This window comes from Methylosinus sp. RM1 (assembly GCF_011378635.1).
In the GTDB taxonomy this organism is placed as follows: Bacteria; Pseudomonadota; Alphaproteobacteria; order Rhizobiales; family Beijerinckiaceae; genus Methylosinus; species Methylosinus sporium.
Genome location: NZ_WOVC01000050.1, coordinates 1 through 16,793, shown reverse-complemented (window position 1 = coordinate 16,793; position 16,793 = coordinate 1). Strand labels below are relative to the sequence as shown.

Here is a 16,793-nt window from a genome sequence, read left to right as displayed (position 1 = left end):
TCATTCCGTTACAGGGCGGCGCGATCATCTCGTAATCGGGGGGCGCCATCATTCCGTTATGGGGGGCGCCTTCATCTCGTTTTAGGGGGGCGCCTTCCGTCGGAATCACCATGCCTGTTACGAGCTATTCGACCTTCCCCCACTCCGCGAGGAAATCGAGCAGCGCCCGGACGCGAGAGGGCAATGGTCCGCCCTGGCCGATATGGATGGCATGGAAGGCCTCGCGGTCACCAGGGTTGAGGTGACCGAGCACGGGCACGAGACGGCCGGCGGCGATGTCGTTGCGCACCGTGAAAGCGGCGAGACGGGCAAGTCCGCTGCCGCCGAGCGCCAAGTGCCGCAGCGCCTCGCCGTCGCTCGCCTGCACGTCGAAATTTAGCGCTCCGCGGGGGGAGCAAAACCGGGTAGTTTAAGCCAGATCCTGCACGGTGGGTGATGAGCCTGTTTCCGATTTTTTTATCGCGCGGCAAACAGCTCCAGCGGAGTATCGAAATCACGTCGTGGGCCGATTGGAACAACCCCACTCAGATTCAGCCAGGGATGGCTGCCGTAGTAATGACCCTTGATGTGTCCGAAATCGACGGTCGGGCGGATCGCCGGGTTCCGGTAGAGCGCCCTCGTGTAGCGCCAGAGACGGGGATAATCGACGAGCGCCCGCAAATTGCATTTGAAGTGGCCGTAATAGACGACATCGAATCGCACCAGCGTCGTGAACAGCCGGATGTCGGCTTCTGTCAGCCGCTCGCCGACGAGGAAGCGCCGGGTCTCGAGGCGCTCCTCAAGCCAGTCCAGCGTCTCGAAGACATCGGCGACGGCGGCCTCATAGGCCGCCTGCGTCGCGGCGAAGCCGGCGCGATAGACGCCATTGTTGAGGCCGACGTAGACGCGCTCGTTGATGGCGTCGATCTCGCTACGCAGATCGGCCGGACAATAGTCGCCTTCCGCCGCGCCTATGCGATCGAAGGCGCTGTTGAATATCCGCAGTATCTCTGCCGATTCGTTGGAAACGATCTTGCGGCTGTCCTTGTCCCAGAGCACCGGAACGGTGACGCGCGAGCTGCAGTCCGGCTCGGACAATGTGTAGAGCTGATGTAGCCATTGCACGCCATTCACCGTGTCTGGGATGACGCCCGGGCCGGGCTGGAATGACCAGCCGTCCTCGCCCATCAGCCAATGCGCGACCGAAAGGCCGACGATCTCTTCCAGGCCTTTCAGCCGGCGCATGATGAGCGTGCGATGCGCCCAGGGGCAGGCGAGCGAGACATAGAGATGATACCGGCCGGCTTCGGCCGGAAAGGCGGGCGTCTTGTCGGCGTCGCTCAGGCCGATCCAATTGCGGAATAGGGAGGTTGGGCGACGCAGCCGGCCGTCCTCGAGGAGCTTCTCGACGCCGCCGCGCCGCCACTGGCCCGCGATCAACTCACCCATGGACCTTCTCCTTCGTCGCGGCGCGGATCATCGGGGCGACCTTTGCGCCGAGAAGCTCGATCGAGCGGCTCATCGCGTCGGCGTCCAGCATCGCCGAGCTCATTTGAAAGGTGAGCCGCGAAACGCCGCCCAGCGCCTCGCTCGCTGCGAGCGCGCGCCGGGCGACGGTCTCCGGGGCGCCGATCAGAAACGCGCCATGGGGCGAGCACATCGCCTCGAAACCGGCGCGCGTGACGGGCGACCAACCTCGTTCACGGCCGATCTCCGTGAACATGTAGGCCCACCCTGGGAAGAAAGCGCCCTTGGCGGCCTGGTCGGTGTCGCCGACGAAGCCCATTGCGTGAACGCCGACCTGGAGCGTCTCGTCCGCATGGCCGGCGCGGCGGCCCGCCTGCCGATAGAGATCGACGAGCGGACGGAAGCGCCGGAAGTCGCCGCCGATGATCGCGACCATGAGCGGCAGGCCCAGTGCTCCGGCGCGGATGAAGGATTGCGGCGTGCCGCCGACGCCGAGCCAGATCGGCACAAGCGGGCCTGATGCGGTCTGGGAAAGACGCCCTGGCCGGTCAGCGGCGGCCGGAAGCGTCCTTTCCATGTGACATGGATCTCGTCGCGGAGCCTCAGGAGCAGGTCGAGCTTCTCGGCGAAAAGAGCGTCATAGTCCTGCATAGCGAGGCCGAACAGCGGATAGGCCTCGCCGAAGGATCCGCGCCCGACGACGATCTCGGCGCGTCCTTTCACGATGAGGTCGAGCGTCGCGAATTCCTGAAAGACGCGGACCGGATCGGCGGCGCTGAGCACGGTGACGGCGCTGGTCAGGCGGATTCGCCGAGTCCGCGCGGCGGCCGCGGCCAGGATCACAGCGGGCGCCGCGTCGAGAAATTCCTCGCGATGATGTTCGCCGACGCCGAACACATCGAGCCCGACGCGGTCGGCGATCTCCACTTCGTCGAGCAGACGCTTCATCCGTTCGGCGGCCGAAATGATTTTCCCCGTCGCAGGATCGGGGATGATCGCCGCGAAGCTGTCGACGCCGATTTCCATGTCGATTCCTCGAGAAACAGGCGCTCCGGAGAGCGCGTTGCGTGCGCGCGGCGCCCTTCGATAAAAGGCCGTCGACGGCGTCGAGAAGGAGAGAAGCCTTCTCGACGCCGAGCGCATGATCAGGCTCGGAGGCGGCGGCCGTCCAGGCTGAACGAGCCGGCGCCGAAGGCGGCGATCTGAAGAAGGCCGCCGACGATGGCGATGTTTTTCAGAAAGTGGATCATCTGGTTTTGATCGGCGAAATTCTTGTGGAAGAGCACAGCCAAAATGAGTGTGAAGGCCGCCAGGACCAGGCTGACGAGTCGCGCTCTGTATCCGACGAGCAGAAGGAGGCCGCCGCCGGCCTCGACGATGACCGCGACCGCCAGATCGAGAAGCGGGGCGGGCAATCCGACCGAGGCGATATAGCCTTGCGTGGCCTCGGGGGCCGCGAGCTTGCCGATACCGCCGAGGATGAACAGCACAGCGATCAGCAGGCGGCCGACGAAGGCGAAGGCGTTGGCGGACTTGGAGGCGTTGGTCTGACTCATATCGATGGAGCTCCGGAAGATTGGCGATAGGGCGAAGGAGCGTCGCCGCGGATCAGGCGGCGAGCGATGCGATTTGGGCTTTCGCCCTGGCGATGGCGGCCGCTTTCGGCTCTTCGCCGAGATTGAGGCCTTCTGCGCGGATGATGGTGACGTCGGTCAGGCCGATGAAGCCGAGAACGCCGCGCAGATAGCTCTCGTGATGTTCGAGCGAGGCGGCCGGGCTGTCGCCGGTGTAGACGCCGCCCCTCGTCGAGGCGATGACGACCTTCTTTCCCTTGGGCAATAGCCCTTGCGGACCATTGGCGCCGTATTGGAAGGTGCGGCCGGCGACGCAGACGCGGTCGATCCAGCCCTTGAGCTGCGAGGGGACCGAGAAATTATACATGGGCGCGCCGATCACGATGATGTCGCCGGCGAAGAGATCGTCGATATAGGCGCCGCCGAGCGCGAGATCCTGGCCGAGGGCCGCGCTCGTCACCTCGCCGCCCTGGAAGACTGCAATATGAGCATCCGAGAGATGGAGGGCGGGCTCGGCGACGAGGTCGCGGCGGATCACCCGCGCGCCCGGATGAAGGACCAGCGCTTTCGCCACAACCTCCGCGGTGAGCGCGCGGCTGACCGAATATCCGCCGAGGATGCTGGAATCGATGTGCAGGATCGTCGTCATTGGGAACTCCTCCGAGCCGCCTGCGTGAGGCGTCATAGCTTTGCGAGCGAAGAGGTTTTTCAGGGTGCGAAACATGAGTGTGTAGGTCGCATGGTTGCGCGAACAGGAGAAGCCGGCATATATTTATACTTACCATCGGATAATCCGATGAATTGGAGACGCGCGATGCTGGACGGGGTCTCTCTGGATCAATTGCGCGCTTTCCTCGCCGCTGTGGACGAGGGCAGCTTTTCCGCCGCGGGGCGGCGGCTGTCGCGCACACAATCGGCCATCAGCGAAGCGATCGGCAGCTTGGAGACGCATCTGGGTATCTCTTTGTTCGATCGCAGCGGCCGCTATCCCCGGCTGACGAGCGAAGGCGCTGTCCTCGTCGCCGATGCGCGCTTGGTCCTCTCCGGCGTCGATGGCCTGAAGGCCCGCGCCAAAGGCATGGCCGCCGGGATCGAGGCCGAACTCTCGATCGCGGTGGACGTCTTCTTTCCGATCGAGGCCCTGGCCGGGGCGGCGACCCAATTCCGCGAGCAGTTTCCCCGCACGCCGCTGCGGCTCTATGTCGAGGCGCTCGGAGCGTCGGTGGAGCCGGTGACCGACGGACGCGCGAGCTTCGGCATCGCCGGACCCTTGCCGATGCTGCCGGGCGGGCTCGTCGCCGAGCGCCTGACGCTCGTGCGCTTGATGATGGTCGCCGCAGCGAACCACCCTTTGGCCGCTTGGAAGGGCGTCATCCCGAAGGAGGAACTGGCCCGGCACGTCCAGCTGGTCCTGACCGATCGGTCCGCCCTGACGGCCGGGCGCGAGTTCGGAGTCATGGCGCCGACCACTTGGCGCCTCGCCGATCTCTTCGCCAAGCACGCCTTTCTCTTGAACGGGCTGGGCTGGGGCGGGATGCCTCGTCATACCGTCCAATCCGATCTCGACGCCGGCCGGCTGGTCGAACTCGCGATCGAGAACATACCTTCTGGCGGGCTCGCCTTGCCGATGTCCGTTGTCTATCGGGCGTCCGATCCGCCGGGACCGGCGGGTCGCTGGATGATCGAACGTCTCGCGATGTGTCCGAAGCAGATGGGCGACGAGGACGCGATCGCCTGATTTTCTATTCGCCGGGGACGACGCTGCGATGGAAGTGGAAGCTCGACAGGCTGCCTTCGCGGAGCGTGGAAAGCGCCGTCTTGGCCCGTGATTACATCAGCATCGCAGTGAAGTTCGACAACGGCCAGGACCTCACCTATTTCTGGAACTCCAGCCTGCTGGTCGGCGCGAGCTTTCGCTGTCCGTTCCCCACCGGGGCGACCCGCGAGACGCATCTCGTGGCGCGCTCCGGGAGCGGCGATCTCGGCAAATGGCTCGCGGAGTCGCGCGACGTCTTCGAGGATTATCGCAAGGCGGTCGGCGGCGAGCCGCCGAAGAGGATCACGCAGATTTGGCTCATCGGGACCAGTGTTATGGGGCGGAGCGAAGGATTGGGAGAGTTCGGCGCGATCGAGATCGGCTTCGACAAGGAAGTCGTATCGGTCTATTGAGGCGCCGCTCGAAGGCTGTGTGGCGCGAATTGTCCGCTTTGTGTCTGGATATGGTCTTTCGCCTTGGATCATAGAGCGTAAGATGTTCTCCATTCAACGGATGGGAGGATCGAAATGTCCGCTTCGGACACGACGCTCGTCGTCGTCGACGCTCAGGAATCTTTTCGTCGTCGTCCCTATTGGCGGGACGACGATGCGCGGCCTTTCGTCGGCCGTCTCCAAGCATTGATCGACGGAGCGAAAGCCGCCGCGATCCCGATCGTCCAGGTCTTCCATGTCGCCGATTCCGGACCATTCGCCGAGAGCTCCGGCTTCGTGAGGACGCTGGAGCCGCTCGCCATCGCGCCGGATGCGATCTTCCGCAAGGGACGGCACAGCGCGCTCGTCGGCAGCGGGCTCGACGTCTGGCTGATCGAGAATGGCTTGCGCCGCCTCATCGTCTCCGGCATTCGCACGGAACAATGCTGCGAGACGACGACGCGCCACGCTTCGGACCTCGGCTATGCGGTCGATTTCGTCTGCGAGGCGACCCTGACATTTCCGATGGCCGACGCCGCTGGACGCGAATGGAGCTCCGCCGAAATCCGGGCGCGCACGGAACTGGTGCTCGCGGGGCGTTTCGCGCGCATCGCGACGGTGGAGGAGGCTCTGCTTGGACGCCCGGAAGAGATCGCGGCCTAACGAACGCCCGACGACGAAGGACGTCGACGTCTTCGTCGTCGCGCCGCCGCGCCTGTTGCTGCTCGACGTCGCGGGGCCGATCGAGGTTTTGCGCAAGGCGAATCTCGAACAGGATGCGGTTCGCTTCAGGGTTGTCTATGTCGGCCCCGCGCCGAGCGTCGGCAGCTCCATCGGCCTCGAGATCGCCGGCGTGGCGCCGCTGCCGGATCGTGTGCCGGATGGCGCGCTGGTCGTCGTTCCCGGCAGCGTCGAGGCGCCGCTCGCGGTCGCGGGCGAAGGCCGCGAGAAGGACGCTGTTCACGAGTCGGCGATCGTCGATTGGCTCGCACGCGCGGTGCGGCCTGGAGTTCGTCTCGTGTCGATCTGCTCGGGCGCGCTGCTCGCCGCGCACGCCGGCCTGCTCGACGGTCATGACTGCACGACTCATCACGCCTGCGGCGCCGAGCTCGCGCGCCTCGCGCCCACGGCGCGCGTCCGCGAAAATCGCCTCTATGTCGAGGACGGCGAGCGCTTCACCAGCGCCGGCGTGACGGCGGGCGTCGACCTCATGCTCCACATCGTCGCGCAAATGGCCGGACATGCGCCGGCGCTCGCCGTGGCGCGCCATCTCGTCGTCTATCTGCGGCGCGGCGGCGACGATCCGCAGCTCTCACCCTGGCTCGAAGGGCGCAATCACATCCATCCAGTCATTCACCGCGCTCAGGATGCCATCGCTGCGGATCCCTCGCGCGAGTGGTCGGTCGAACAGTTGGCGCGTGAATCGGCGACGAGCCCGCGCAATCTCTCCCGACTGTTCAACGCGCATGCGAGCATGAGCGTCACCGATTATGTGAACCGCATGCGCGTCGCGCTGGCGCGGGAGCTCTTGAATGGCTCGCGTCTCGACATGGAGACGATCGCCGAACGCGCCGGCTTCGCTTCGGCTCGCCAGCTGCGCCGCGCCTGGGGGCGCCATCACAATCTCCCGCCGAGCCGCATGCGCGAAGCGGAGAGGACTACCGAATAGACGCAATGAACGTCCAGATTGCTCGACAGATCGTCCGCCGGGGCCCGGCGATGGTCCGCTGGGTAGCGTCGACTCGCCATTTCGCGCAGGTCTCACATCGCTTTGCGAAACGTCAGGCTCATGCGACAGCGGCCGGTCGCCGGGTGGTTGCCTTCCTTGACGGGATCGATTGCGTGGTAGGCGAGCCGGGATGGCCCGCCCCATATGCAAACATCGCCGTGTCGCAGAATCGTGCGAGAGACGGGGCCGGCGCGCCGCAGGCCACCGAACTGGAATCGGGCGGGGAGTCCGAGCGACACCGTCGCGATCGGCGCGGCGAGGTCCCGCTCGTTCTTGTCCTGGTGGAGGGTCAGCCGCGCGCCTGGCTCAAATCGATTGATCAGGCAGGCGTCGGGCGTAAAGCCGTCATAGCCGGCGAAGGCCGCCGCCGCCGTCGCCACTTCGGCGAAGACCTTCGGCATGCGCGGCCATGGCGCGCCGCTCAGCGGATCGCATCGCTCATATCGATAGCCGCGCAGGTCAGAGACCCAGCCGACAGCGCCGCAATTTGTCATACCCGTCGACATAGAATGACCGCCCGGCGTCGTCATATGCCGAAACGGAGCGACCGACGCGATCTGCCGCAAGGCGTCGAGCAGGACCGATTCCGCCTCCAGCGCGAAGCCGCGCAGAACCATGGCGCCCGGGCCGAGGAATTCCGGCGCTTCTTGGGCCTCCAAACTATCGAAGAGATCCTTCATCGCCGTCCCGTCATCGAGCGTCGTGGAAGATGAGGCCGAGTGTGCGCCGTCGTCCCGCGCGCACATCGCTGACTCCGTGCCGCATCGTGACGCGGGAGTAGCCGCGCGCGCCCGGCGCCGGGCGGTCACGCACGGGGAAGACGACGGCGTCGCCTCGCCGCAACGGGACGACGGACGCCTTCGATTGCATTCGTGGTCGTTGCTCGGTCAGGACGAATTCGCCTCCCGTGAAATCCTCTCCGGGCCGCGACAGCAGGACGGCGACTTGCAGAGGAAATACCAGATCGCCGTAGATGTCCTGATGAAGGCGATTGAAGTCGCCGGGACCATAGTCCAGCAACAAGGGCGTGGGACGCGTCTGGCCTGCCTGATGGCAGCGCTCCAGAAACCCCGCGTGATCGTCGTCAAAGCGCTCCTCGGAGCCCGATAGTCGAGCCCAGCGGTTGGCGATGCTCGCGAGCCGCGGGTAGATCGCGCTTCGCAAATCGGCGATCAGCGGCGGCAGCGGATACGAAAAATATTTATATTCGCCGCGCCCGAAGCCGTGCCTCTCCATGACGACGCGGCTGCGAAACCCCTCGTCCGAGGAATAGACGCTCGCGAGGTCCCGGCAATCCGCCTCGGTGAGGAGTTCCCCGACGACGGCGAAGCCGTTCGCGTCCAAATCTTTTTCGACCCGCGCCCAGTCGACTTGCTCGGGACGCCGCGCCGCAATTCGTTCCGACAGGGGCATCGACACGCGAGCGGTCACGGTTTCGATTCCCGATCGAGGAGGAGGCGTTTGCGCTCGACGCCCCAGCGATAGCCGGAGAGGGCGCTGTCGTTGCGTACGACGCGATGGCAAGGGATCGCCACGGCGATTTTGTTGGCGGCGCAGGCTCCGGCGACGGCGCGCGCCCCCCTCGGCGCGCCGATGCGTTCGGCGAGCTCGGCGTAGCTGACCGTGGCGCCTGGCGGAATATCCCGCAGCGCCGCCCATACGCGATGCTGGAACGCCGTTCCTCGAATATCGAGAGGCAGGTCCAACCCGATTCTCGGTTCTTCCACGAAGCCGACGACCTTCGCGACCAGCCGCTCGAAATCGGCGTCGCCGCCGATCAGCCGCGCCCGCGGAAATCTGTCTTGCAGGTCGCGCGCGAGCGCGTCCGGATCGTCGCCGAACGAAATGGCGCAGACGCCCTTGTCGCTCGCGGCGACCAGAATGGCGCCGAAAGAGCATTCGCCGACGGCGAATTTGATCGCGGCCTTCGCTCCGCCGTTTCGAAAAGCGCTCGGCGTCATGCCGAGCGCGCGGACGGATTCCGCGTAGAAGCGGCCGCTGGAGTTGAAGCCGGAATTATAGATGGCTTCGGTCACGGATGCGCTCGTCCCGAGCGTCTCGCGAACGCGCTTGCCCCGGTGGGCGACCGCATAGGTCTTCGGAGTGAGGCCGGTGACAGCCTTGAAGAGCCGGTGAAAGTGGTAGGCGCTAAGGCCGACGCCGCGCGCCAAAGCGTCGAGTTTCGGCGGTTCCTCGGCTGCTTCGATCAGGCGGCAGGCGTGTGCTATGCTGTCGGCTTGTCGCGCCTCGAGCGAAGCCTCGTTCGGACGGCAACGCTTGCAGGGCCGATAGCCGGCGGCCTCCGCCTCGGCCGGCGTGTCGTGGAACCGCACATTGGCGCGCTTGGCAAGGCGCGCGGGACAGGACGGCCGGCAGTAGACGCCGGTGGACGCGACGGAATAGAAGAAAGTGCCGTCATAGCTGCGATCTCGCGCCGTGACGGCTTTCCATCGCGCGTCCTCGGCCGCGGCGTCTTTGTCATGTCGGGACATTCGAAGCGTCGATGTCATTTCCGGGATCCTCGGAATTGGTTTCGACGCATGATTTAGCCTTTCCCTCACCCTCGCGCATCCCGGTCGTTGCTTTCAAAAGATGGGGATGCTCGAGCCGGCCGCGAGATCGCGACACGATGCGCGGACACGTTCGAAGCGTGCGATGACCTTCATCGACGAGGGACGTCAGAGGCGATGCAATCGCCGATCCGACGGCCGAGCTGCGTCTCGGTCATGGTCATGTTCTGCCGCCCATCGTCATTGCGATTTGGCCTCCGAAGACTTGGCGATCGGACGTAAATCGATAGGTCGCCAGAGCGCGAGCCGCGTCCGGTCCCGCGCAGACGATGTCGAAGGTCAGCGTCTTGTCGACGAGGCGGGAATTTCTCGGCGAACATTTCGCCAGCGGATTGCTGTCGCTCAGAGCCTCGAGCCCGTACGAAGGCGTATTATCGGGGTCGATGCAGATCGTCGCCGTTTTTCGCGCGGCGGCGTCGACGAGATGCGGGAGCTCGAGAGCCACAGCGACTTCGTAACGTCCGCTTTGCAAGAGCGAGGATTCTGCCGCCGACAATCCACCCATGGGTATGGCCAGCGCAAAGACTGTCGACGCCGATATTGTTTTCATGTTCGGACTCCGCGTGAAGCATCGATCGTTTCGAGCATGCTCGAGCGCCTTCCGCTATCCGTTTCTTGCTTTCGAATGTGCTTGCGCCGGCGTCGTTGATCGAAACGGCCGCTCAACGCGGATCGAGGCCGAATCTCTGGCGGATTGCCCGACCGGCTTGGATAAAAAGAGCCCCTGCCGCCGGCGCCACGCCGAGCATGTGCATGCAGGCGTGGACCATTCCCTCGAGGAGAACGAGCTCGGCGGGCACGCCGGCGTCTCGGAGCTTGCGCGCATAGGCTTCGCCTTCGCTGCGCAGCGGATCGAATTCGTTGACCATGATCGTCGCCGACGGCAAGCCGGAGAGATCCGCCCGCAACGGCGCCGCGTAAACGGGGGGCGCGGGCAGTCGGCCTCCGAGATAGTCCTCCCAGCTAAGCCTCATCATGTCGCGCGTCAGATAATAGCCGTCGCCGAATTGCGCGTATGAAGGCGTGTCGAGATCGGTGTCCACGGCCGGATAGATGAGGAGCTGATGTGCGATCGAAGGGCCGTGGCGGTCTCTCGCCAGCAGCGCGGCGGCGGCCGCCAGATTTCCGCCGGCGCTGTCGCCGGCGATGGCGATGCGATGCCCGTCGATTTCCAATTGCTCCGCGCGGTCCGCGACCCAGCAAAGAGCGCGATAGAAATCTTCGAGAGGAATAGGATAGGGATGCTCCGGAGCCAGCCGGTAGCCGACCGAAAAGACGACGCAGCCTGTCGCATTGGCGAGCGCGCGGCACGGATTGTCGTAAGCCTTCAGCGAGCAGAGACGCCATCCGCCGGCATGGGCGAAGACGATCGCCGGCTGCTTTTCGTCGTTCTTCGCTGCGGCGGGCCGATAGGCCCGGACAGGGACGACGACGGATGGTTCTTCCCCTTCGACAGTGAGATCGTCGATTCGATCGACGGCTTCCAGCGCGCCCTGCATCGACATCAGGGCGCGATCGACCTCGGAACGGAGAATGTCGAGAGAGGCCGCTCGCATGGGCGGCAGGCGCGCCAGCAATGCGGCGATGTCTGGGTCGATGGCCATCAGGCGAGCTCCTCGAGGAAGAAAGGAACGAGCTGCGTATTGAATTCGTCCGGGCGCTCTTCCATGACGAAATGGCCGCAGTCGCGCACGATGTCGCCCCGCAGATTGCTCGCATGCGGGCGAAGCGTCTCCAGCGGCGCATCCGCGGTCGCATATTCGGAGCCGATCGCGAGAACCGGCATGGTCAGCGCCCTGTTCGCGCGCTCGCGATTCTGCCGGATCGTTTCGGGAATGGCGCGGTAATAGGCGAAGCCCGCCCGCATGCCGCCCGGCGTTCCATAAGCGGCGGCGTAAACGTCCGCGGCGACGCGATCCCGTCGGTGGGACCATTTGTCGAACATGAAGCTCAGATATTCCTTCTCGCGACCGGAGGTGAGGAACTCTGGCAGGTCCAGAAGCTGGTTGAACATGAAATGCCAGAGGAAAATATTGTCCGACGGCGGAACGAAGATCGGCGGGGCAGGGGCGAGACCCGGGATGACGGCCTCGGTCAGCGCGATCCTCTCCACCGCCTCGGGGTAATCGCTCGCCAGCGCATATCCGACCCACATTCCCACATCATGTCCGGCGACGCGGTAGCGGTCATAGCCGAACTGGATCATCAGCCGGTGCAGCGCGCGCGCCGCGGAGCCCGTGTCATAGCCGTGATCCGGCCGCGCGGAATATCCCGCGCCGATCGGATCGACGGCGATGGCCCGAAAGCCGGCTTCGGCCAGCGCCGTCATGGTGTGGCGCCAAGCGTACCAGGTCTGCGGCCAGCCCGGGATCAAGAGAACCGGCTCGCCGTCGCCGAGAATGGAGCAGTGAATTCTCTGCCCGTCGATGCGCGCATAGTGATGCGCAAAGCCGTCGGACGAAGCGTCCGGCTCGATCACGTTCGTCATGATGAATGTCCTCGAAACAGGCTCAGGAGATGCCGAGAATCGCCTTCGTCCGAGCCGCGCTCAGGGGCGTTCCCGCGAAATCGTCGAAGATTTTTTCCGTCACGCGTATCGTGTGGTCGCGAATGAAGGCCGCGCCCTCGCGCGCGCCGTCTTCGCTATCTTTCAGGCAGCATTCCCATTCGAGCGTGGCCCAGCCGTCGAAATCATATTGCGCGAGCTTCGAGAAGATCGAACGAAAATCGATCTGCCCATCGCCCAACGACCGGAAACGTCCCGCCCGCTCGATCCACGGCCGATAGCCGCCATAGACGCCCTGCCGTCCGGTCGGATTGAATTCGGCGTCCTTGACGTGGAACATGCCGATCCGATCGTGGTAGATGTCGATGAAGTCGAGATATTTGAGCTGCTGCAAAACGAAATGGCTGGGATCGTAGAGAATCTGGCATCGGCGATGGCCGTCGACGCGCGCGAGCAGAATCTCGAAACTGACGCCGTCGTGCAGATCCTCGCTCGGGTGAAGTTCATAGCAGAGGTCGATTCCGTTCTCGTCGCAGGCGTCGAGAATGGGCCTCCATCGTCGAGCCAGCTCGTCGAAAGCGGCTTCGACCAATCCTTCCGGCCGCTGCGGGAAGGGGAAGAAATAGGGCCAGAGGAACGAGCCCGAAAATGTTCCCATAGCGGTCAGACCGAGCCGGCGCGAGGCCTTGGCGGCGAGCTTGATTCGTTGCTGCGCCCATTCGCTTCGCGCCGCCGCGTTTCCGCGAATCCGCTCGGGAGCGAAGGCGTCGCACATTGCATCATAGGCCGGATGCACCGCGACGAGCTGGCCGAAGATATGCGTCGTCAACTCGCTGACGACGAGCCCGCGCTCGGCCAGAATTCCTGCAATCTCGTCGCAATAGGTCTGGCTCTCGGCAGCCTCGGCGACATCGAACAAGCGACGATCCCAGGCCGGAATTTGCAGAGCCTCGAAGCCGAGCTCGCTCGCCCAGCCGGCGATGGCGGCCAGAGTGTCGAAAGGCTTTCGCGCATCGCTGAACTGCGCCAGATGGATGCTGGGACCCTTGATCGTTTTCATCGCGCCACCATTATTTGTTGAACGACAAAGAATGCGCGCTTGCGAGCCGATGTCAAGCCGATTATTTGTGGGTCGATCAAGAATAGCGAGATCGCATGGCCGGCAGACCCAGGGAATTCGACAGAGATTTGGCCCTCGCAAAGGCTCGCGACCTCTTTTGGGCGCGCGGTTACGAGGGCGCGTCGATGTCCGATCTGGTGGCGGCTCTGGGTATCGCTTCGGCGCGCATCTATGCGGCCTTCGGCTCGAAGGAGGCTTTGTTCCGCGAGGCGATCGAACTCTATGAAGCAAAAGAAGGCGGTTTCGCCGACCGCGCCCTGTCCGAGGCAAAGGACATTCGCCCCGCCTTGGACGACATGTTCCGGGCGGCGATCGAGCTCTATACGAAAGGGCAGAGAGGCTGCATGGTCGTCACCGCCGCGACCAACTGCGCGCGGGAGAACGCCGCTCTGGGCGCTTGGCTGTCCGAGCACCGCAAGGCGAGAACACAGTCGATCATCGATCGACTACGGCGGGCGAAACACACCGGAGAGATCGAGGAGCATGTCGACGAGGCGGCGCTCGGCGACTGTTGCGCCACGATGCTTCATGGCTTGTCGGTACAGGCCCGGGACGGTGTCGGCGCGGATCGGCTGAACGCCATGGTGGATGCGTTTCTTGCGGCGTTCGATCTCATGACGACCAAAAGCCGCCGCCGTCGAGACCGCGCCTCCGTTCGAAACTCGATCCGCCGCTGAGAACCGTCTTCTCGCCGACGTGAGGGCGCCGGCGTTGCGCCGCTCGAAACGACCCTCGCGCTCGACTTTGGGATTACTATGCGGCCAGTTCGGGGACTTCGATTTCGATCAATTGCCATAGTTGGGCGCTGCCGGCCCCTCATGGACTTTGCGCTGGTTGATCCGCCCGCGCGCCCGGCCACGCCGAGAGAGCGACGTCCGCCAATGCGTCGAGGATCGTCCGGCTGACGCCGTCGCGGGCCTGGATCGACAGCCCCTGCACAACGGCGGCATAGTAAGAGGCGAGGGCCTGCGTATCGGTCGACGGCGCGAGTTCGCCTTCGCTGGCTGCGCGATCGAAGCGCGCCTTGATCGCCGCGATCGTCGCTAGCCTTCGCCTTGCAACATCCGCCGCCACCGAAGCGTGCTCGGGCGCGCACGCCACCACGCCGCTCGCCAGCATGCAGCCTGCCGGCGCCGGCCCCTCCGCGTAGACCTCGATCGCCCCACGCAGAATGCGCTCGACCGCGCGCCGGGCGCTCGGCTCTTCGGCTAGCGCGCGCTGGGCGAAGGAGCCGTAGGTGGCGCCGTAGCGGTCGAGCGCCTCCCGGTAGAGTTGCTCCTTGCTGCCGAAGACGGTGTAGAGACTCGGCGGCGTCACTCCCATGGCCGCGGTCAGGTCGGCGATCGACGTCCCCTCATAGCCACGACGCCAGAACAGCCGGAGCGCCGTCTCCAGCGCCTCGTCTCGGTCGAGCGCTCGCGGGCGGCCGCGCGGCCGCTTCGCGATGGTTTTCATAGTGACCAATATAAAAATCCCTTGACGAGGATGCGAAGGCTTATTTTAATATCGATCGCTAGTTTATTGCAAATGGAGAGACCCGTGTCCGATTCCAGCCAATCCATCCCCACGACACGCAGAGCTTACAGGCTCACGAGCGTCGACCGCGGCCTTCGCCTCCAGCAGGTCCGGGAGGCGGCGCCGACTCCTGGGCCAAACGAGGTTCTCGTCGGGATCGAGGCGGTGAGCCTCAATTACCGCGACCTGCTCGTGCTGCGCGGCGAGTTGGGGCCGGTGCGCGAGGGGTTGATTCCGCTCTCCGACGGAGCCGGCCGCGTCGTTGCGACCGGCGCCGATGTCACCCGCTGGCGCACAGGAGACCGCGTCGCTCCAACTTTCTACCGGGATTGGGTTGTCGGTCCCTATCGTGAGGCCTACGGTCCATCGGCGCTCGGCGGCGGCGAGACCGACGGCGTGCTGGCGGATCTGGTCGTCGTGCCTGAGGCCTCGTTGGCGCCCGTCCCGGACAGCCTCAGCCTGGAAGAAGCGGCGACGCTTCCCTGCGCAGCCTTGACCGCCTGGCAGGCGCTGGTGGTGCGCGGTGGCTTGGCGGTCGGCGACACGCTGCTGGTGCAGGGCACGGGCGGCGTCGCGCTCTTTGGCTTGCAGATCGCGAGCGCCTTCGGCGCGAAAACCATCGTGCTGTCGTCCTCGGACGAGAAGCGCGAACGCGCAACGAAGCTCGGCGCCTTCGCGACGGTGAACTATCGTACGACGCCCGACTGGGATATCGAAGTCCGCGAGCTGACGGGCGGGCTCGGCGTCTCGCACATTCTCGAACTCGGCGGACCGGACACGTTCGACCGTTCGCTGCGTGCGCTCGCCGCCTGGGGGCATATCGCCCAGATCGGCGTGTTTACCGGCTTCGGACCGCACTCGAACCTGATGCGGCTGCAGCTGATCAACGGAACCATCGACGGCATCAATGTCGGCTCCGCTGAGCAATTCGAGGCGATGAACGCCTTCCTCGCCGAGCATCTTATCCGTCCTGTGATCGATCGGACATTTTCGTTCGACGAGACGCAAGCAGCCTACGACGAACTCGCGAGCGGCCGCCACTTCGGCAAGCTCGTCATCCGTCTTTGACGTCGCGAGGCGGCAAGAAGGACGTCACGAAGAGACCGATAGTGTTGAAGGTCAACGGCCCCGCCGTTGCGAGCTTCATCGGGTAGCGTGATGCGGCCCGCGCACAACAACGAGTTCCACCCGTCGCCGCCAGACAGAACATCGTTTACAAGCCGCTGTCGCGATCCTTGTATGTGCATTCGACGCCGCCCTTGAGGAGCCCGCCATCGCGGCGTGACTCAAACGAAATGGCCTCCGGCAATCCCCAGGCGGTTCATCAGGGCCCAGAAGACGAAGGCGATAGCGCTAATCGCGGCGCCGAGCAGGCACACGCCGGTCCATCCGGCTCGCGCATAGACGAGCGTCGAGACGATCGAGCCTGTGGCGCACCCGATGGAGTAGAAGATCATGTAACCGGCAGTGAGACGGCTGCGCGCTTCGGGCCGCACGCGGTAGATCATGCTCTGATTGGCCACATGCACCGCCTGGAGCCCGAAATCGATCGTGACGACCCCGATGATCAGACCCCACAGCGAATAAGGCAGCAGTGCGATCGGCAGCCAGGAGACGAGCATTATCGCGAGTGCGATGCCAGTGGTGCGCTGCGCATGCCCGCGATCGGCGAGCCGGCCCGCCCACGCAGCTCCAATCGCACCCATGGCGCCGGCGAGCCCGAACAAGCCGACTTCGGTATGGGACAGCGAAAAGGGCGACGCGCTCAATGGCAGCACCATGGGAGTCCACAGGATCGTGATTGCGGTGAAGATCAAAAGCGCCAGGATCGCGCGAACGCGTAGCACCGGCTCCTCGATGAACAGCGTGAACACCGACCCTATGAGCTTTGGGTAGGTCATGGGCGCGCTACGATCTTCCCGTCGAGGCAGGACTTTGGCCAGCAAGGCCGCGATGACGAGCGTCGTTGCGGCGGAGACGATGTACACCGACCGCCAGCCGAAGAAATCCGACAAGGCGCCTGATATCGTCCGAGCTAGTGGCCCGAGTCATTGGAACTGCGGGTATAGGGATTTCAGCTTGAGGCGAGCGTCTCTGGTGGTGAATTGCCAGTCGGCCTCGACGTGATGTTTGTTGCGGTTTTGCT

Annotated in this window: 17 protein-coding genes and 3 pseudogenes; 6 read left to right on the top strand and 14 right to left on the bottom strand. The window is 64.7% G+C overall.

The annotated features are described in order from the left end of the window. Positions 1-124 precede the first annotated feature (124 nt). From FMZ75_RS19365 to FMZ75_RS19345, 5 genes and pseudogenes are all read right to left on the bottom strand, one after another. A pseudogene (locus FMZ75_RS19365) lies at positions 125-367 on the bottom strand (LysR substrate-binding domain-containing protein); the annotation flags it as partial. An 89-nt stretch (positions 368-456) separates the two neighbouring features. Next, entirely contained in the window at positions 457-1,428 is a 972-nt protein-coding gene (locus tag FMZ75_RS19360) for a glutathione S-transferase family protein (protein WP_166145517.1), read from the bottom strand. Then, a pseudogene (locus tag FMZ75_RS19355) lies at positions 1,421-2,472 on the bottom strand (Atu2307/SP_0267 family LLM class monooxygenase). The gene FMZ75_RS19360 and the pseudogene FMZ75_RS19355 overlap by 8 nt, the downstream one beginning before the upstream one ends. 119 nt (positions 2,473-2,591) lie before the next feature. Beyond that, positions 2,592-3,002, bottom strand: a complete 411-nt coding sequence (locus FMZ75_RS19350; RefSeq protein WP_166145514.1) for a DoxX family protein — start codon at positions 3,000-3,002, stop codon at positions 2,592-2,594. Positions 3,003-3,054: 52 nt separating this feature from the next. Next, positions 3,055-3,669, bottom strand: a complete 615-nt coding sequence (locus FMZ75_RS19345; RefSeq protein WP_246729112.1) for an FMN-dependent NADH-azoreductase — start codon at positions 3,667-3,669, stop codon at positions 3,055-3,057. A gap of 165 nt (positions 3,670-3,834) precedes the next feature. Between FMZ75_RS19345 and FMZ75_RS19340 the strand changes: the two genes are divergently transcribed. From FMZ75_RS19340 to FMZ75_RS19325, 4 genes are all read left to right on the top strand, one after another. Next, complete coding sequence (locus FMZ75_RS19340; RefSeq protein ID WP_166145529.1) at positions 3,835-4,758, top strand: LysR family transcriptional regulator; 924 nt, start codon at positions 3,835-3,837, stop codon at positions 4,756-4,758. Then, positions 4,719-5,189 (top strand): DUF3047 domain-containing protein, encoded by a 471-nt coding sequence (locus FMZ75_RS19335; protein WP_207783532.1) that lies wholly within the window; start codon positions 4,719-4,721, stop codon positions 5,187-5,189. Before FMZ75_RS19340 ends, FMZ75_RS19335 begins: the two co-directional genes overlap by 40 nt. 114 nt (positions 5,190-5,303) lie before the next feature. Continuing rightward, on the top strand, positions 5,304-5,870 hold the full coding sequence (locus FMZ75_RS19330; protein WP_166145508.1) for an isochorismatase family protein: 567 nt from the start codon (positions 5,304-5,306) through the stop codon (positions 5,868-5,870). Next, positions 5,842-6,876, top strand: a complete 1,035-nt coding sequence (locus FMZ75_RS19325; protein WP_166145505.1) for a GlxA family transcriptional regulator — start codon at positions 5,842-5,844, stop codon at positions 6,874-6,876. Before FMZ75_RS19330 ends, FMZ75_RS19325 begins: the two co-directional genes overlap by 29 nt. Before the next feature lie 92 nt (positions 6,877-6,968). On the opposite strand, the gene alkB is transcribed toward FMZ75_RS19325, so the two are convergent. The 7 genes from alkB to FMZ75_RS19290 all read right to left on the bottom strand — a co-directional run bounded on the left by alkB (position 6,969) and on the right by FMZ75_RS19290 (position 13,072). Further along, a complete protein-coding gene (gene alkB, locus FMZ75_RS19320; protein WP_166145502.1) occupies positions 6,969-7,616 on the bottom strand; it encodes a DNA oxidative demethylase AlkB in 648 nt (215 codons plus the stop codon). A 10-nt stretch (positions 7,617-7,626) separates the two neighbouring features. After that, a complete protein-coding gene (locus FMZ75_RS19315) occupies positions 7,627-8,349 on the bottom strand; it encodes a 2OG-Fe(II) oxygenase (protein WP_166145523.1) in 723 nt (240 codons plus the stop codon). Between the two features lie 14 nt (positions 8,350-8,363). Continuing rightward, the gene (ada, locus tag FMZ75_RS19310; RefSeq protein WP_246729109.1) at positions 8,364-9,428 is read right to left on the bottom strand and encodes a bifunctional DNA-binding transcriptional regulator/O6-methylguanine-DNA methyltransferase Ada; all 1,065 of its coding nucleotides are present in this window, start codon (positions 9,426-9,428) and stop codon (positions 8,364-8,366) included. 238 nt (positions 9,429-9,666) lie between these two features. Beyond that, on the bottom strand, positions 9,667-10,056 hold the full coding sequence (locus tag FMZ75_RS19305) for a DUF3617 family protein (protein WP_246729107.1): 390 nt from the start codon (positions 10,054-10,056) through the stop codon (positions 9,667-9,669). A 112-nt stretch (positions 10,057-10,168) separates the two neighbouring features. Continuing rightward, positions 10,169-11,110: an alpha/beta hydrolase gene (locus tag FMZ75_RS19300; RefSeq protein WP_166145496.1), complete on the bottom strand. Its 942-nt coding sequence runs from the start codon at positions 11,108-11,110 to the stop codon at positions 10,169-10,171. After that, positions 11,110-11,994, bottom strand: a complete 885-nt coding sequence (locus tag FMZ75_RS19295) for an alpha/beta fold hydrolase (RefSeq protein WP_166145493.1) — start codon at positions 11,992-11,994, stop codon at positions 11,110-11,112. Before FMZ75_RS19295 ends, FMZ75_RS19300 begins: the two co-directional genes overlap by 1 nt. A 22-nt stretch (positions 11,995-12,016) precedes the next feature. Next, complete coding sequence (locus FMZ75_RS19290; protein WP_166145490.1) at positions 12,017-13,072, bottom strand: sugar phosphate isomerase/epimerase; 1,056 nt, start codon at positions 13,070-13,072, stop codon at positions 12,017-12,019. Positions 13,073-13,167: 95 nt separating this feature from the next. On the opposite strand from FMZ75_RS19290, the gene FMZ75_RS19285 reads away from it, so the two are divergent. Further along, positions 13,168-13,809: a TetR/AcrR family transcriptional regulator gene (locus FMZ75_RS19285; RefSeq protein ID WP_166145487.1), complete on the top strand. Its 642-nt coding sequence runs from the start codon at positions 13,168-13,170 to the stop codon at positions 13,807-13,809. 139 nt (positions 13,810-13,948) lie between these two features. Here FMZ75_RS19285 and FMZ75_RS19280 read toward each other — a convergent pair whose 3' ends face one another. Next, a complete protein-coding gene (locus tag FMZ75_RS19280) occupies positions 13,949-14,587 on the bottom strand; it encodes a TetR/AcrR family transcriptional regulator (RefSeq protein WP_166145520.1) in 639 nt (212 codons plus the stop codon). Positions 14,588-14,671: 84 nt separating this feature from the next. On the opposite strand from FMZ75_RS19280, the gene FMZ75_RS19275 reads away from it, so the two are divergent. Continuing rightward, positions 14,672-15,715 (top strand): NAD(P)-dependent alcohol dehydrogenase, encoded by a 1,044-nt coding sequence (locus FMZ75_RS19275; protein WP_370464759.1) that lies wholly within the window; start codon positions 14,672-14,674, stop codon positions 15,713-15,715. A gap of 218 nt (positions 15,716-15,933) precedes the next feature. On the opposite strand, the pseudogene FMZ75_RS19270 reads toward FMZ75_RS19275, so the two are convergent. Then, positions 15,934-16,686 (bottom strand): annotated as a pseudogene (locus FMZ75_RS19270) (MFS transporter); the annotation flags it as partial. Positions 16,687-16,793 lie beyond the last annotated feature (107 nt).

What these genes read in the sequence shown, in the direction of transcription:
- FMZ75_RS19360 (WP_166145517.1), bottom strand. Translation starts at nt 1,428, where the DNA reads ATGGGTGAGTTGATCGCGGGCCAGTGGCGGCGCGGCGGCGTCGAGAAG.
- FMZ75_RS19350 (WP_166145514.1), bottom strand. Translation starts at nt 3,002, where the DNA reads ATGAGTCAGACCAACGCCTCCAAGTCCGCCAACGCCTTCGCCTTCGTC.
- FMZ75_RS19345 (WP_246729112.1), bottom strand. Translation starts at nt 3,669, where the DNA reads ATGACGACGATCCTGCACATCGATTCCAGCATCCTCGGCGGATATTCG.
- FMZ75_RS19340 (WP_166145529.1), top strand. Translation starts at nt 3,835, where the DNA reads ATGCTGGACGGGGTCTCTCTGGATCAATTGCGCGCTTTCCTCGCCGCT.
- FMZ75_RS19330 (WP_166145508.1), top strand. Translation starts at nt 5,304, where the DNA reads ATGTCCGCTTCGGACACGACGCTCGTCGTCGTCGACGCTCAGGAATCT.
- alkB (WP_166145502.1), bottom strand. Translation starts at nt 7,616, where the DNA reads ATGAAGGATCTCTTCGATAGTTTGGAGGCCCAAGAAGCGCCGGAATTC.
- FMZ75_RS19315 (WP_166145523.1), bottom strand. Translation starts at nt 8,349, where the DNA reads ATGCCCCTGTCGGAACGAATTGCGGCGCGGCGTCCCGAGCAAGTCGAC.
- ada (WP_246729109.1), bottom strand. Translation starts at nt 9,428, where the DNA reads ATGTCCCGACATGACAAAGACGCCGCGGCCGAGGACGCGCGATGGAAA.
- FMZ75_RS19305 (WP_246729107.1), bottom strand. Translation starts at nt 10,056, where the DNA reads ATGAAAACAATATCGGCGTCGACAGTCTTTGCGCTGGCCATACCCATG.
- FMZ75_RS19300 (WP_166145496.1), bottom strand. Translation starts at nt 11,110, where the DNA reads ATGGCCATCGACCCAGACATCGCCGCATTGCTGGCGCGCCTGCCGCCC.
- FMZ75_RS19295 (WP_166145493.1), bottom strand. Translation starts at nt 11,994, where the DNA reads ATGACGAACGTGATCGAGCCGGACGCTTCGTCCGACGGCTTTGCGCAT.
- FMZ75_RS19290 (WP_166145490.1), bottom strand. Translation starts at nt 13,072, where the DNA reads ATGAAAACGATCAAGGGTCCCAGCATCCATCTGGCGCAGTTCAGCGAT.
- FMZ75_RS19285 (WP_166145487.1), top strand. Translation starts at nt 13,168, where the DNA reads ATGGCCGGCAGACCCAGGGAATTCGACAGAGATTTGGCCCTCGCAAAG.
- FMZ75_RS19280 (WP_166145520.1), bottom strand. Translation starts at nt 14,587, where the DNA reads ATGAAAACCATCGCGAAGCGGCCGCGCGGCCGCCCGCGAGCGCTCGAC.